General features: G+C 71.4%; 10 protein-coding genes. 5 read left to right on the top strand and 5 right to left on the bottom strand.

Annotation, left to right across the window (positions count from 1 at the left end; genetic code table 11):
• Positions 1-65: 65 nt before the first annotated feature.
• Positions 66-425 (bottom strand): DUF6086 family protein, encoded by a 360-nt coding sequence (locus ABZT93_RS22275; RefSeq protein WP_356106916.1) that lies wholly within the window; start codon positions 423-425, stop codon positions 66-68.
• Positions 422-4048 (bottom strand): ALF repeat-containing protein, encoded by a 3627-nt coding sequence (locus ABZT93_RS22270; protein WP_356106913.1) that lies wholly within the window; start codon positions 4046-4048, stop codon positions 422-424. The genes ABZT93_RS22275 and ABZT93_RS22270 overlap by 4 nt, the downstream gene beginning before the upstream one ends.
• 305 nt (positions 4049-4353) lie before the next feature.
• Between ABZT93_RS22270 and ABZT93_RS22265 the strand changes: the two genes are divergently transcribed.
• The 3 genes from ABZT93_RS22265 (at position 4354) to ABZT93_RS22255 (ending at position 10265) form a co-directional block, all read left to right on the top strand.
• Positions 4354-4785 (top strand): hypothetical protein, encoded by a 432-nt coding sequence (locus ABZT93_RS22265; protein WP_356106910.1) that lies wholly within the window; start codon positions 4354-4356, stop codon positions 4783-4785.
• 33 nt (positions 4786-4818) lie between these two features.
• Complete coding sequence (locus tag ABZT93_RS22260; RefSeq protein WP_356106909.1) at positions 4819-7008, top strand: trypsin-like serine protease; 2190 nt, start codon at positions 4819-4821, stop codon at positions 7006-7008.
• Between the two features lie 140 nt (positions 7009-7148).
• Positions 7149-10265: a molecular chaperone Hsp90 gene (locus ABZT93_RS22255; protein ID WP_356106906.1), complete on the top strand. Its 3117-nt coding sequence runs from the start codon at positions 7149-7151 to the stop codon at positions 10263-10265.
• 5 nt (positions 10266-10270) lie between these two features.
• Here the strand turns inward: ABZT93_RS22255 and ABZT93_RS22250 are convergent, their stop codons facing one another.
• Entirely contained in the window at positions 10271-10501 is a 231-nt protein-coding gene (locus ABZT93_RS22250) for a hypothetical protein (RefSeq protein ID WP_356106905.1), read from the bottom strand.
• Complete coding sequence (locus ABZT93_RS22245; protein ID WP_356106903.1) at positions 10498-10743, bottom strand: hypothetical protein; 246 nt, start codon at positions 10741-10743, stop codon at positions 10498-10500. Before ABZT93_RS22245 ends, ABZT93_RS22250 begins: the two co-directional genes overlap by 4 nt.
• Before the next feature lie 91 nt (positions 10744-10834).
• Between ABZT93_RS22245 and ABZT93_RS22240 the strand changes: the two genes are divergently transcribed.
• Together ABZT93_RS22240 and ABZT93_RS22235 are read left to right on the top strand one after the other, a co-directional pair.
• Complete coding sequence (locus ABZT93_RS22240) at positions 10835-11689, top strand: calcium-binding protein (protein WP_356106902.1); 855 nt, start codon at positions 10835-10837, stop codon at positions 11687-11689.
• Positions 11690-11822: 133 nt separating this feature from the next.
• A complete protein-coding gene (locus tag ABZT93_RS22235; RefSeq protein ID WP_356106900.1) occupies positions 11823-12626 on the top strand; it encodes a hypothetical protein in 804 nt (267 codons plus the stop codon).
• A 29-nt stretch (positions 12627-12655) separates the two neighbouring features.
• Here the strand turns inward: ABZT93_RS22235 and ABZT93_RS22230 are convergent, their stop codons facing one another.
• On the bottom strand, positions 12656-15043 hold the full coding sequence (locus ABZT93_RS22230) for a cation-translocating P-type ATPase (protein ID WP_356106898.1): 2388 nt from the start codon (positions 15041-15043) through the stop codon (positions 12656-12658).
• Between the last annotated feature and the right edge of the window lie 14 nt (positions 15044-15057).

The raw sequence follows: 15057 nt of genomic DNA, 5'->3' as shown, positions 1-15057 counted from the left end.
CAAGCGCGAAAAGGCCGCCCGCCGGTCGTATTCCGGCGGGCGGCCATTTCCTGGTCATCCGCGTCCTATGAGGCCATGGATCGCGAAAGGGCGGACTTCGCATCGCCCAGAGGCGCCGCGTCCTCGGGCCGCAGCTCGATGGTGCCGCCCGTCCGGTCCAGCAGTACGAGCGACGTGACGAGCAGACCGTGGGCCAGTTCTCGCATGACCTCGTTCGAGGTGGCCGCATACAGGCCGTACAAACGCTCGACGAAGACCTGGAACATCTCGCGATCCACCGCGCAGCCACCCTGAGGTGTCGCCGTCAGTCCTGACGGCACGTCCAGGAATCGGGCTGCTCCCGGAGCAAGGGAGGCATACAGCTTTCCGCTGTGGTAGCCCGCGTCCCAGATTGTCTCGTTGCCGTACTCGAAGGGATAACTCAATCTGCGATCTCCAGTCTGAGGTCGAGATCCGGGTAGGCCTGCCTGAGCTCGGCGAACCGCTGCTGCAATGCCGCCCGGAAACGCGAGTCCATTCCTGACGTCGTGAAGCGGAAGCCGATCGGTGCGCTCTCGTAGCCGGGAAGCAGCGCACGGCATTTCAGGTAGTTGGACAGCTTCAAGTCGATGTGTTTGTCCAGCCACGCGGCATCAGCGTAGGTGGCCGACTTGAGTTCCCACATCACACCGTTCTCGAAGAGGTCGATGTCGGTGATCTTGTTTCCCGTCACGGGATCGAAGACGTCGTGGTCGATGGCGCCTTCCAGGCAGCCGGACACACCACCGTCCGCCGCCTGCGCCGCCACCGTGAACGCCGCCGACCGCACCGACGCCCGGTTGACCGCCTTGCAGCCGCGCTTCAGGAGCTTCAGTTCGTCATAGGCCCGGTTGAGGATCTTCAACTTGCCGCCGAGGACGTCCACCGCGAGGCCGCTGCAACTGTCGAAGTCCTTCTCGCGCAGGCACTCCTCGAGGTCGCTGATGCCGAGGAGCTCCTTCTCGATGTTCCAGAGCATCTCGGCCGCGTCGCTGAACTCGTCGGCGTGCGCGAGGAGGTCGCAGTAGATCTCGTTGTGCTGGCACCAGCGGGCGAAGTCCACCGGGTCGCAGGGCAGGATCGACTGCTGGCAGCGGTACAGCTCGGCCGGCGTCATCCCCTGGTTCTCGGCCGCCTCCTTCGCGGCGACCGCTGCCTTGCGACGCTCCTCCTCCTCTTCGCGGTACTTGGCGACCGCGGCGACGAACGCCTTGGTGGACGCCTCCAGCGCCGCGTCCGCGTCCTTGCCCGCCGCGATCTCCGACTTGCGCGCCTCCTCGGCGTAGTAGGCCGCGGTGGATGCGGAGGCCTGCGCCGACTCGGCGGAGATCGTCGCGTCCGCCGCCGACCTCGCGGCCCTGGACGCGGCGGCGTCCGCGCTGTTCGCCGCGTTGCGTGCCGTCTTCGCGGAGGCGGCGGCCTGGGCCGCGGAAGTCTCGGCCTGATCGGCGTACTGGTCGGCCTGGTCGGCGTACTCCTGCGCCTTGCCCGCGGACTCGTTCGCCTTCTTCGCCCACTCGGTGGCCTCGGCGGCGGCGTGGCGGGCGGTGGCGGCGACCTTCTGCGCGGTGGCGGCGTTCTGCTGGGCGGTGGCCGCGACCTTCGCCGCGTCCGCGATCATCTTCCGCACCTGGGCCACGTGGGTGGCGGTCAGATTGTCCTTGCGCAGCGCCTTGTACTGCCCGGAGACGACGAAGGAGTGCAGCGCGTCCGGCGAACCGGCCAACGCGATCCGGGCCGCCGACTTCACCTCGGGAGTGCCGCTGTCCACCAGCTGCGCTGCCTTCACCCGCTCGTCCTGGGTGCGGGCCTCCCGCTGGGTGGTGGACAGGAACTGGCTGTACTTCTTCGGATCGCCGGTGGCCAGCGCGGCCCGGCCGGCCTCGGCGAGCACCGGTCCGGCACCGTCGATCACCTTGGCGATGTCGACACGCATGCCCTCGGCGCCGGCCTGGTGCCGGCCGGTGGCGACGAACGCGCTCACTGCGTCGGCGTCGCCGTCCAGCGCGGCCTCGGCCGCGTTGCGCACCGCCTTGTCCGAACTCTCCTCGGCGAGCCGCTCGACGTAGGAGCGCTCGTCCTGCTGCCGGGCGGTGATCCAGCCGACCCGCAGATAGTCGAGGACGACTTCGTCCGGTCCTGCCAGGGCGGCCTCGGCGGCGGAGCGGCCCCATGCCGTGCCGTTCTTCATCGCCAGTACGGCGAGGTCACGGCCCTGTTCGGCGATGCCCGCGAGGTCGGCTCCGGGAGCGTTTGCCGTGGCGACCAGCCGGTCCCGCTCGACGTCCCGGTCCTTCGCGGCCTGTTCCAGCGTGGCCCGCGCGGCCACCTGAGCGTCGTAGTCGGCCTTGTCCTGCTCGGCCCGTTCGATGCCCGCGTTGGTGCGGCCCAGCAGTTCCTCGGCCTCGACCTCACGGGCGAGTTCGAAGACTTGCTGGGCCTTGGTGACGGCGGCGGTGGCGGCGTTCGCGGCCGTGGTCGCGGCGTTCGCGTGCTCCGTGGACCGCTCTGCGGCCTTTACGGCGTCACCGGCGTGTTCGGCCGCGTCGAGGGCCGCGTCACCGGCGTTCTTCGCGTGTGTGGCGGCCGACCGTGCGGCGTCCCGGGCCTCCCGGGCCGCGGTGGCGGCCTTGCGGGCCAAGGCCTCGGCAGCGGTCGCGGCACGGTTCGCCTCGGCCGCGTGGCTCTTGGCTGCTGCTGCGGCGGCGCGCGCCTCGGCGGCGGCGGCGCTCGACTGACCCGCGTAGTTGCCGGCCTCGATGGCCGCATCGGCGGCCGCGTTGGCGTTGGCGGTCGCGCTCTTCGCCGAACTGGCGGCGTCACCCGCCGCGTCGGCGGCCACGGCGGCCTGGTCGGCGGCCTCGGCGGCGAGGTTCGCGCCCTCGGCTGCCTTCTGGGCGGCCTGGGCGGCGACCCGCGCGGCATCAGCGTTGGCGGCGTCCACGGCGGCGTCGGCCGCGGCACTGCGAGCGCGGGAGGCCGCCTGGGAGGCACCGGCTGCCGCGGCGGCTGCCTGTGAGGCCGCGTTGGCCGCCACGCGCGCGGAGTTGTTCGCCGCGCTCGCTGCGTCGATGGCCCGCTGCGCGGCGGTGGCGGCCTGGGACGCGGCGGTCGCGGCGCGCTTGGCGGCGCGTGCCGCCTTGGCGGTGTCGTCCTTGGCGGCCTCGGCCTCGGCCGCCGCCTCCAGCGCGGCTTCCTTGGCGAGTTGGGCCGCCTTCACCGCCTTGGCGGACTCGGACTTGGCGGCAGCCGTCTGCGCGGCCGCCTGCCGTCCGGCCTCCTTCGCCTGTGCCGCGAGCTGGGCGACGGTGTCGTGCTCCTGGTCCTTGGCGCGGGCGACGAACTGGCCGACCTGGAGGAACTCCTTGATGTCGGCCGCGCTGCCGCTGAGAGCCAGGCGTCCGGCCGCCCGTACGTTGGTGCCGCCCACGCTGATGATCTGGGCGAGTTGTACGCGCTCGTCCTGCTCCTGCTGGGTGTACTGGAGCTTGGTGAGGAAGTTCCGTACGTCTTCGGAGCCGCCGTTCAGCGCGGCCCGCCCTGCCTCCTGGACGTTGGGCCCCGCGGTGTCGATGATCTGGGCGACCCGGACCCGGTTGTCCTCCTGCATCGGGTCTTCCCAGCCGTCGTCCAGGAAGTCGTGCAACTGGGCGGGGGTTCCTGCCAGCGCGGCGCGGGCCGCGGTCAGCAGCTCCGGTCCGCCGACGCTCGCGATCTGGGCGGCCGTCACCCGCTCGTCCTGGCCGTTGAGTTCCTCGGCGGCCGCCAGGAACGTCCGTACGTCGTCGTCGGTACCGGTCAGCGCGGCCTCGGCAGCCGCCTTGACGCCGGGGCCGCCCGCACGCCAGTAGTCGACGACCTGCCCACGGTCGGCGGCGGTCACCTCCGAGACGTCGGCAAGGAGGACGGCGGACGAGGTGTCCGTGGCCGCCGCGACCGCGGGCGAAGCACCCAGCAGGCCGGCGGCCAGGGCCAGCGGCAGCAGGCCCAGTGCCGTTCTGTGTATCGCGCGTGGCGTTCTTCGACTCATCGGGCCCCCGGTAATTGGTGGATTCTGCACGTCTCCAAGAATGGCCGACACTATACATGCGCTTTGCCTCTGCTTTATTATTATCCAATGTCCCGTTCTGGGGGTATTGGTCATGAATCAAAGTGAGTTGACGATGTGTGAGTCCAGGGTTATCTTGTGACGGATATTTGATGGGAAACGCTTGGGGGGAGCGGCTTTCGGCATGGAAATGCCGCACCCGAAAGGAGGGTGCGGTGTTTATCCGTGCTCGCAATCTGTTTCTTGCCGGTGTCGCCGTTGTCATGGGGGCGGCGATAGGTATTCCTATGGCGGTGGCCGATGATTCCTCGGCTGTCGCGGTCGATACTCCGCCCAGTGCGGTGGAGCAGTTCTCCTATCCCGGGGCGGCGGGCATTCTCGCCTCGGAGGGCATTCAGCTGAAAAAGGGTGACGGGCATATCCTCCTCGCCACCTGTGACGGCACCGCCGATCAGATCAGGGTCTACACCGTGGCGGACAGCACGGTGGGCCGTAAGGGCGACTACTGCTTCAGGGCCACGGCCGCCTCGGGCTGGCTCACGCTCGAACTGCCCCGGGTCTTCGCCCTGGAGACCGGCGACCACCCGATCAGCGCGGACCTCACCGCGAACGGCGCCACGACCACCGTCGCCGTCGCCGAGGGCGGCTTCGAGAGCGTCGGCGAGGGCACCGTGGGCGGCGCCCGCTCCGTCCTCGTCGAGATCCGTGTCACCGGCTGACCCGCAGTGCCCAGCGTCAAGGAATCGAGAAACGTGACCTCCATCAACTCCTCCGCCCCGAGATCCGCCGTCGGTGCGGCGCTCGTGGCGGTCGTCGCCACCGCAGGAGCCCTGCTCAGCGTCCCGGCGCACGCCGTCGCCGGCGATCCGGTCGGCACGGGCTCCTACGCTTTCACCGCCAACGTGGCCCTCGGCGCCGACGACACCGCCCGCGCGTGCAGCGGCGCCCTCGTCGCCTCCGACTGGATCCTCACCGCGGCCAGTTGCTTCGCCGCCGACGTCGAGGTGCCCACCGTCGCTGCGGGCAAGCCCGCCCTGTCGGCCACCGCCACCGTCGCGGGCAAGACCAGCGCCGTGGTCCAGCTGGTGCCGCGGGCCGGCCGTGACCTGGTCCTGGCCCGGCTCGCCCGCCCGGTCACCGGGGTCACCCCCGTGACCGTGGCGAGCACCGCCCCCGCCGCGGGCGACCAGCTCCGCGCGGTTGGCTACGGCCGCACCGCCGGCGACTGGCTGACCGCCACCGCGCACAGCACTGCCTTCGCGGTGAACGCGGTCGGCACCGACGACCTCACCATCACCGGCCAGAACGGCGCCCTGTGCCAGGGCGACACCGGTGCCCCCCTGCTCCGTGAGACGAACGGCACCGCCGAACTGGTCGGCGTCGGCAGCCGGTCCTGGCAGGGCGGCTGCCTGGGCGAGACGGAGACCCGCACCGGCGCGATCGCCGCCCGCTCCGACGACCTGGCCTCCTGGGTGTCCGCCACCACGGGCCCCGCGCCCGTCACCGACTTCAACTGCGACGGCGTCGAGGACATCGCCGTCTCCGACCCCAGGGCCACCGTCGGCGGGAACGCAGGCGCCGGGCTCGTCCGCGTCGTCTACGGCGGCGGCAAGGGCACCGCGGAGATCAACCAGTCCCTCGCCTGGGTCTCCGGCTCCGCCGAGGCGAACGACGGCTTCGGCGAGGCGATCGACACCGTCGACTACGACCAGGACGGCTGCACCGACCTCGTCGTCGGCACCCCCGGCGAGGACCTCGGTACCGCCACCGATGGCGGCATGGTCGACGTCCTGCACGGCGCGACCGGCGGCCTCGGCACCGGCACCGTGAAGGTCACGCACTTCCAGCAGGGCGAGGGCGCGGGCGCCATCGCCGCGTCGAGCTCCGAGTCCGGCGACCGCATGGGCCACGCCCTCGCGGCCGGGGAGACCGCGGCGGGTGAGCCGTACGTCGTGATCGGTGTGCCCGGGGAGTCCCTCGGCACCGTCACCAAGGCGGGCATGGCCTTCTACCTGCGCGGCAAGGTCAACGCGAGTGTCCACCAGGACAAGACCGACGTGCCCGGCAGCGCCGAGGCCAACGACGGCTTCGGCACCTCGGTCGCGGCCGACGCCAACCACATCGCGGTCGGCGCCCCCAACGAGGACATCGGCGGCGACGCCGCGTCCGGCAACCTCGCCGTCTTCTCGCACACCCTGCACGCCGACGGCCACCCCAAGCCGCTGTTCGGCCTCGACCAGGACCTCGACTCCGTCTCCGGCGGCGCCGAGGCGGGCGACGAGTTCGGCAAGTCGCTCTCCCTGACCGAGTACCGCCCCTCGGGTGCCACGGCCGCCACCGACTCGATCCTCGCGATCGGCTCACCCGGCGAGGACCTGCCGGTCGGCGACGCCCCCAACCCGGACGCGGGCCGGGTGATCCTCTTCCGTGTCACCGCCGCGGGCGCCGGCAGCCAGCTGGCCGAGCTCAAGCAGGGCACCGCCGACGACGACGTCAGCGGCTCCGCCGAGCCCGGCGACCGCATGGGCGAGACCGTCACCGCGGTCAACACCGCGCCGCGCTCGGTGAGCACCACGGCGACGATGAAGCTCGCGGTCGGTGTCCCCGGCGAGGCCGTCGGCTCGGTCGCCAAGGCCGGCGCGGTCCACACCTTCTCGCTGCTCGGCACGCCGGGTGCGAACGACCGCTGGCTGGAGGCCGGCGACGGCGACGGCATCCCCGGCACCCCGGGCGCCAACCAGGCCGTCGGCAGCAGCCTTCACCTCACCGGCACCCGCCTGTACGTCGGCATGCCCAACGGCCCGTCCACGTACGGCGCCCTGCACGCGTTGCCGCTGTCCAACGTGACCGCCGGCGGCACGGTCGCCGCGGTGACCACGTACCAGCCCGGCACGGGCGGCCTCCCGGCCGCCGGCAGCCGCTTCGGCTACGCGGCCCGGTAACCCGGCACGTGCATCCACACCGACGGGCGGCGGGGCGCACACCCCGCCGCCCGTCGGCGTCGCGCCGCGAGCCCTCCCCGAGTCATGGTCCCCGCTCGTCGCGGTACCTTCGTCGTCACGCCGACGAGGAGAGTGTGAACGTGAGCAAGTTCGTGCGGCCCGCTGCCGAGGGTGCCGACCCGTTCGGGACCGCCCGCCTCAGGCGAGGGGTGCTGGACGCCTGGGCGACCAGCCCCGCCCGGTTCCGGGAGGACGCCAACGCCGAGGAGGACCTCGTCCTCGGCGGGTACCGGGACCGGCTCGTCGTCGAACTCGCGCAGAACGCGGCCGACGCGGCGGCGAGAGCGGGGGTGCCGGGACGGCTGCGGCTCACCCTCCGCGAGGGCGTCCTGTTCGCCGCCAACACCGGCGCCCCGCTGGACGCGGCCGGTGTCGAGTCCCTCTCCACGCTGCGCGCCTCCGCCAAGCGCGACAACGCCGACGGCTCGGTCGGCCGTTTCGGCGTCGGCTTCGCCGCGGTGCTGGCCGTCACCGACGAGCCCGCCGTCGTAGGCCGCCACGGCGGGGTCCGCTGGTCCCTCGCCGAGGCCCGCGACGAGGCCGCCGACACGGCACGGCACAGTCCCGGACTCGGGGACGAGATCCGCCGCCGCGACGGCCACGTCCCGCTGCTGCGGCTCCCGTTCGCCGCCGAGGGCAGCGCGCCCGACCCCTACGACACCGTCGTCATCCTCCCGCTGCGTGACACCGCCGCCGCCGACCTCGCCGAGCGTCTTCTCGACGCCGTCGACGACGCCCTCCTCCTCGCCCTCCCCGGGCTCGAGGAGGTCGTGATCGAGACGGACACGACCCGTACGATCAGCCGCCGCACCGAGGCCGACCTCACCGTCGTGGAGGACTCGCGAGACGGTACGACCCGGTGGCGTACGGCGTCCGCGCACGGGCCGCTCACCCCCGAACTGCTCGCCGGCCGGCCCGTCGAGGAGCGGCTGCGACCGCACTGGTCGCTCACCTGGGCCGTGCCCGCCGACCCCGACGGCACCCCGGCCCACCCCCGCACCAGCCCCGTCGTGCACGCCCCGACGCCCAGCGACGAACCGCTCGGCGTCCCCGCGCTGCTCATCGCGTCCTTCCCGCTGGACACCACCCGCCGGCACGCGGCACCCGGCCCGCTCACCGACTTCCTCGTGCAGCGCGCGGCGGACGTGTACGCCGAACTGCTCGCCGGCTGGCGCCCGGTGAGCGAGGGGATCATCGCGCTGGTGCCCGGCCCGCTGGGCAAGGGGGAGCTGGACGGGGCGCTGCGGCAGGCCGTTCTCGAGCGCCTTCCGCGCACCGCCTTCCTCCCGCCCGCACTCGAGCCCGGCGACGACTCGGAACTGCCGCAGGCCCTGCGCCCGCGCGAGGCCGAGGTCGTCGAGGGGGCCGGCGCCGACACCGTACGGGTGCTCGCCGAGGTGCTGCCCACGCTGCTGCCCGCCGGTCTCGAACGGCGGGTGGAACTGCGGACGTTGGGCGTCGCCCGGGTCCCGCTGACCGAGGCGATCGACCGGCTCGCGGGCCTGGAGAAGGAACCGGAGTGGTGGCAGCGGCTCTACGACAGCCTCGCGGGCGTCGACCCCGACCGGCTCTCCGGGCTTCCCGTGCCGCTGGCCGACGGACGTACGACGATCGGGCCCCGGCAGGTGCTGCTGCCCACCTCGGACGGGCCCGTGATCGACGCCGAGATCCTCGCCCGGCTCGGCCTCAAGGTCGCCCACCCGGCCGCCGCCCACCCGCTCCTGGAGAAGCTGGGCGCGCTGCCCGCGACGGCGCGCGCGGTGCTCACCACGCCCCAGGTGCGGGCCGCCGTGGCCGCCTCCCTGGACGACGACGGGGGCATGAGCTGGGAGGAGGACACCCCGGACGCCGAGGAGCTGGCGGACACCGTCCTCGCGCTCGTCCGGGACGCGGGCCTGGAGCCCGGCGAGGAGCCGTGGCTGGGCGCGCTCGCCCTGCCCGACGAGGAGGGCGAGCTGGTCCCCGCCGGTGAACTCGTCCTCCCCGGCAGCCCGTTCGCCCAGGTCATGCGCGAGGACGAACTCGCCTACGTGGACGCCGACCTGGCCGGGAAGTGGGGCGAACAGCCCCTCGCGGCCTGCGGGGTGCTCGCCAACTTCGCCCTGGTCCGGGCCACGGATGTGGTCCTCGACCCCGACGAACTGGAGCCGCGCGAGGGCGACTTCGCCGAACCGGACGACGCCGGGCTGCTGGACGCCGTGGACGTGTGGTGCGAGGACATCCTCGACCGCTTCCCGGACAGCCCGGTACCGCCGGTCGCCACCGAACTGGTCGCCGTACGCGATCTCGACCTGGTCGACGAGGACAAGTGGCCCGAGGCCCTGGCTCTGCTGGCTCAGCCGCCCCTGAGGGACGCCCTGACCCAGCAGGTCCGCATCCTCCTGCCGGACGGCACGCACGAGGTCGTACGGCCGTACACCGCCTGGTGGCTGCGCGGGAACCCGGTGCTCGACGGCCGCCGCCCCGCCGGTCTGCTGGCGGCGGGCGGGGACCCCCTGCTCCGCGGCCTGTACGACGAGGCGGACGCGACCGGGTTCGACGACGAGCAGGTGCTGCGGGCACTGGGTGTACGGACGTCGGTGGCCGCGCTGCTGGCGGAGCCGGGGGGCGCCGCCGAGCTCCTCGATCGGCTGGCCGACCCGGAGCGGCCGGTGTCCTCCGGCCAACTGCACGCCCTCTACAGCGCGTTGGCCGACCTGGACCCGGAACAGGTCACCCTGCCCGACGAGCTGCGGGCCGTGACCGACGGCCGGGTGGAGGTCGTGGACGCGGCCGACGCGGTGGTCGTCGACTCGCCGGACCTGCTGCCCTTCACGCAGGGCGTCCCCCTGCTGCCGGTCCGCCCGTCCCGGGCCGCCGAGCTGGCCGAACTCTTCCAGGTCCGCCGGCTCAGCGAGTCCGTCACCGGTTCCGTCGACTCCGAGGGCACCGAGCACGACGTACCGGAGCCGGTACGGGTGCTGCTGGGCGCGCGGACCCCGTCGACCTACGTCGAGCACGACGAACTCGTCGTCGACGGCGTGGAGATCGACTGGCGCCTGACGAACGACGGCGTCCTGCACGCGTCCACCCTGGAGGGCGTTGCCGCGGGCCTGGCCTGGGCGGCGGGCCAGTGGCCCCGGCGCTTCGAGGTGGCAGCCCTCCTGGAGGACCCGACCCGCACGGAGGAACTGGCCAGGGACCGCTGGTTCGACTGAGCGGCTCAGCCGGAGCTGGGGTCCAGGAAGTAGTCGTACTTCTCCAGGTCGAGCGCGATGCCGGTCAACTGCCGGACGCGCTCGGCATGCTCCTCCGTCAGCGGCACATCACCGACCAACTCGTCCGGCCCCATCCCCACGAGGTCCGCGAGGACGTCCACGCCGACCGCGGTGACATCGACGGACGAGTCGAGGAACTCGCCGTCCTTCGGGTAACGGGAGATGGCGAGTCTCACGCGGAACGGTCCTCCTCGGGTTCCAGGAAGTAGTCGTACTTCTCCAGGTCGAGCGCGATGCCGGTCAACTGCGCGACGCGCTCGGCGTGCTGCTCCGTCAGCGGATACACGTCGGCCAGTTGTTCCGGCGCCATCCCAAGGAGTTCTCCCCAGGCTTCCGCGCCCACCGCGGTGACGTCGGTGGACGCGTCCGGACAGTCGTCATCCTGCGGATAACGGACGAGGGTGTAGACGATGCTCACACAAAACTCTTACCAGTCATGCAACCTTTCGCCCCACTGGTTTGTCTGAACAGTGGGTCACACAGACCCACTCATCTCACGTGGGGAACACATGCGTATACGTGCCACCGTGGCCGCCGTCTCCGGTGCCCTGGCCCTTTCCGCCCTCGCCGTTCCGGCCGCGCAGGCCGCTGACGGAGGTATCGACAAGACCACCGCCGCCGAGCGCTTCGGCGTCTCCCGGTCGGTGATGAGCACGGCCGCCGCCGCGGAGGAGCTGCCGGTCGTCTCCAAGGTGACGATCAACGGTGCCAAGAACGTCGTCCTCGGTACGACGGCCGCCAAGAAGTTCACCGTCTCCCTGACGGCCAGCCACTCCGCCGGCATCCAGGACGCCTACATCGACCTGTGGCACGGCAAGGACCTGGACCACGTCGACGGCTGGCTCCCGCCGAACGAGGAGGCCGCCAGCTGCACCGCGGTCAACGCCACCACCTCGAACTGCAAGCTCACCATCACGGCTGTCCCGGGCAGCGACCTGTACATGAACTCGCTGGCCGGTACCTGGCACGTCACGGCGGGTGTCCTCGCCAACGACGAGGCCGGCAGCATCTACTGGAACGACTTCTACAGCACCCACCGGGTCCAGCGCCTCTCGAAGCTCACCGTCAACGCCTCCCCGGAGCCGGTGAAGAAGGGCAAGACCATCACCGTCACCGGCAAGCTGACGCGCGCCAACTGGGAGACCCGCAAGTACGCCGGTTACACGTCCCAGCCGGTGAAGCTGCAGTTCCGGAAGAAGGACTCCAACACCTACACCACGCTCAAGACCGTCAAGACCAACAACAGGGGTGACCTGAAGACCACGGTCAAGGCCACGGTCGACGGGTTCTTCCGCTGGAGCTTCGCGGGCACCTCCACCACCCCGGCGGTCAACGCCGCGGGTGACTTCGTCGACGTCAAGTAGGTCAGCTTGAAGTAAAGCGTTGCGCATGTGCGGACAAAATCACGCCCCACGCGTACAACCGGTCGCGTGAGTGACGGATCTAAGGACTGAGTCATCAGACTCCGAGATCCTTCTCTCCTCATGGGGAACGCACATGCGCATACGCGCCCTCGTCCTCGTCGCCTCCGGCGCCGTGGCACTCTCCACCCTCGCCGTGCCGGCCGCGCAGGCCGCCACGGCCGGGCCCGCCGTCACCTTCTCCAGTCTGAAGGTCAACAGCGGCAAGAACATCGTCGTCGGCACGACGTCGACGGTCACGGTCTCGGCGACCTACACCGTGACCAAGCCCGCGAGCCTGGACCCGAACACCCTCGGTACCCTGCCGGTCCTCTACCGCGGTGCCACTCTCGGTCCGGACTCGGATGACCTCCTCGCCGGTGACGACGCCGGTACCTGCACGGTGGCCTCCTCGACGGTCCTGCACTGCTCCGCCAAGATCCAGTTCCGCCCGAAGTCCTCCGACTCGGACGTCGATCTGGTCAGCAGCGAGGCGGGCACCTGGAAGCTGGGCGCTGTCGCCGGCAACGACAGCAGCGACGACGTCACCTGGCAGGGCGACCTCGGCACCACCCACCTCCAGCGCCGGTCCACCCTCACCGTCAACGCCTCCCCCGAGCCGGTGAAGAAGGGCAAGACGATCACCGTCACGGGCAAGCTGGCCCGCGCCAACTGGGACACCAACACGTACGCGGGCTACTCGACCCAGCCGGTGAAGCTCCAGTTCCGCAAGAAGGGCAGCAGCACCTACACGACCCTGAAGACCATCAAGACGACGTCCACGGGCGCCCTGAAGACGACGACCACGGCGACGGCCGACGGTTACTACCGCTACAGCTTCGCGGGCACGACGACGACGCCGGGCGTGAGCGCGGCGGGCGACTTCGTCGACGTCCAGTAGAACGCTCCCCGCAAGGGGCGCACCCGGCGTCAAGCCGAACCGCGGCGGTCGACCCACCTCCACAGGAGTTCCAGGGCGGCCGCCGCCACCACCGAGATGCCGACCGCGATCCACGGCATCGTCACCCCCACCAGCTTCAGCGCGAAGAAGCCCTGGAGCCAGGGCACGGCCAGGACCAGGACGAATCCGAGGCCCATCGCAAGGACGAGCGCGAGCCGCCACCAGGTGTACGGGCGGGCGATGATCGCCAGCACCCACATCGAGATCAGGAACAGGGTCAGGGTCGCCGCACTGGTCTCCGCGTCCAACGAGCCCGTCCCCGTGTAGTGGTGCCGGGCGATCAGATACGTCACGAAGGTCGCGATCGCCGCCACCACCCCGCCCGGGATCGAGTACCGCATCACCCGCCGCACGAAGTGCGGTTGCGCGCGTTCCGTGTTGGGCGCGAGGGCCAGGAAGAAGGCCGGGATACCGATCGTCAGCGTCGACAGCAGCGTCAAGTGCCGTGGCAGGAAGGGGTATTCGACCTGCCAGCACACCACGAGGACCGCCAGCAGCACCGAGTAGACGGTCTTCACCAGGAACAGGGTCGCGACCCGGGTGATGTTGCCGATGACCCGGCGGCCCTCCGCGACCACGGACGGCAGCGTCGCGAAGCTGTTGTCGAGCAGCACGATCTGCGCGACCGCCCGCGTGGCCTCCGACCCGGAGCCCATCGCCACCCCGATGTCGGCGTCCTTCAGGGCGAGCACGTCGTTGACCCCGTCACCGGTCATCGCGACCGTGTGCCCGTGTGACTGCAGCGCTCCCACCATGTCCCGCTTCTGCTGCGGGGTGACCCGCCCGAACACCGTGCCCTCGTCGAGCGCCTTCGCCATCCCGTCCGGGTCGGCGGGCAGTTCACGCGCGTCGACCACGCTGCCGTTCAGCCCCAGCTTGGCCGCCACCGCCCCGACCGACACCGCGTTGTCCCCGGAGATGACCTTGGCGCGGACGTCCTGTTCGGCGAAATAGCGCAGGGTGTCGGCCGCGTCGGGCCGCAGCCGCTGTTCCATTACGACGAGGGCGGCCGGACGTGCTTCCCGGGCGACCTCGGGATCGTCGAGGTCACGGGAGGCCCGGGCCAGCAGCAGCACACGCAGTCCCTGCTCGTTGAGCCGCCCGGTCTCGGCGAGGGCGGGGTCCTCGGGGGGCAGGAGCACGTCGGGCGCCCCCAGCAGCCAGGTGCTGGACTCGCCGTCGCCCTCGCTGAAGGTGGCCCCGCTGTACTTGCGGGCGGAGGAAAAGGGGAGCGACTCGGTGCAGCGCCACTCCTCGACGTCCGGGTAGGCGTCGATGATCGCCTGGAGGGAGGCGTTCGGCCGCGGATCCGACTCGCCGAGGGCGCCCAGCACTTTGCGTATGTACGACTCGTCGGCGCCCTCGAGCGGCCTGAGCTCGGTGACGTCCATGCCGCCCTCGGTCAGGGTGCCGGTCTTGTCGAGGGCGACCGTGTCGACGCGGGCGAGGCCCTCGATGGCCGGGAGTTCCTGAACGAGGGCCTGTTTCCGGCCAAGCCGGATGACACCGATGGCGAAGGCGACGGAGGTCAGCAGGACGAGCCCCTCCGGGACCATCGGCACGATCCCGCCGACCGTCCGGGCGATGGAGTCCTTGAGGTCGTTGTCCTTCACGAACAGCTGGCTGATGACCAGGCCGATCGCGGTCGGGACCATCATCCACGTCACGTACTTGAGGATCGTGGAGATGCCGGAGCGCAGCTCGGAGTGGACCAGGGTGAACCGGGAGGCCTCCTCGGCGAGCTGGGCGGCGTAGGCCTCCCGGCCCACCTTGGTGGCCCTGAAGGCGCCGCCGCCGGCGACCACGAAGCTCCCGGACATCACCTGGTCGCCGGGCCGCTTCACCACCGGGTCGGCCTCGCCGGTCAGCAGGGACTCGTCGATCTCCAGGCTGTCGGCCTCCACGACCACACCGTCGACCACGGCCTTGTCACCGGGCCCGATCTCGATGAGGTCGTCGAGGACGATCTCCGAGGTGCTGACCGGGGTCGCGGTGCCGTCGCGCCGTACGGTCGGCCTCGCCTCACCGATCACCGCGAGCGAGTCGAGGGTCTTCTTGGCCCGCCACTCCTGGACGATGCCGATCCCGGTGTTGGCGAGGATGACGTACCCGAAGAGGCTGTCCTGGAACGGCGCGACGAACAGCATGACCAGCCAGAGCACACCGATGATCGCGTTGAACCGGGTGAAGACGTTCGCCCGGACGATCTCCGCCAGCGTCCGGCTGCTGCGCACCGGCACGTCGTTGACCTGGCCACGCGCCACCCGCTCGGCGACCTCGGCCGCGGACAGCCCGGTCACCGCCGGGGACAGGGCCGTCGTGCGGTCGAGTTCGGCGCCCGCGTCGATGTGCGTCATGCATTCGACGGTAC

This window comes from Streptomyces sp. NPDC005303, assembly GCF_040607335.1.
Lineage (GTDB): Bacteria > Actinomycetota > Actinomycetes > Streptomycetales > Streptomycetaceae > Streptomyces.
This window is presented reverse-complemented; position numbering and strand designations above follow the sequence as displayed.

Excerpts from the sequence above, each read along its gene's own strand:
- ABZT93_RS22235 (WP_356106900.1), top strand. The coding sequence starts at position 11,823 with ATGCGCATACGCGCCCTCGTCCTCGTCGCCTCCGGCGCCGTGGCACTC.
- ABZT93_RS22270 (WP_356106913.1), bottom strand. The coding sequence starts at position 4,048 with ATGAGTCGAAGAACGCCACGCGCGATACACAGAACGGCACTGGGCCTG.
- ABZT93_RS22240 (WP_356106902.1), top strand. The coding sequence starts at position 10,835 with ATGCGTATACGTGCCACCGTGGCCGCCGTCTCCGGTGCCCTGGCCCTT.
- ABZT93_RS22265 (WP_356106910.1), top strand. The coding sequence starts at position 4,354 with ATGGCGGTGGCCGATGATTCCTCGGCTGTCGCGGTCGATACTCCGCCC.
- ABZT93_RS22230 (WP_356106898.1), bottom strand. The coding sequence starts at position 15,043 with ATGACGCACATCGACGCGGGCGCCGAACTCGACCGCACGACGGCCCTG.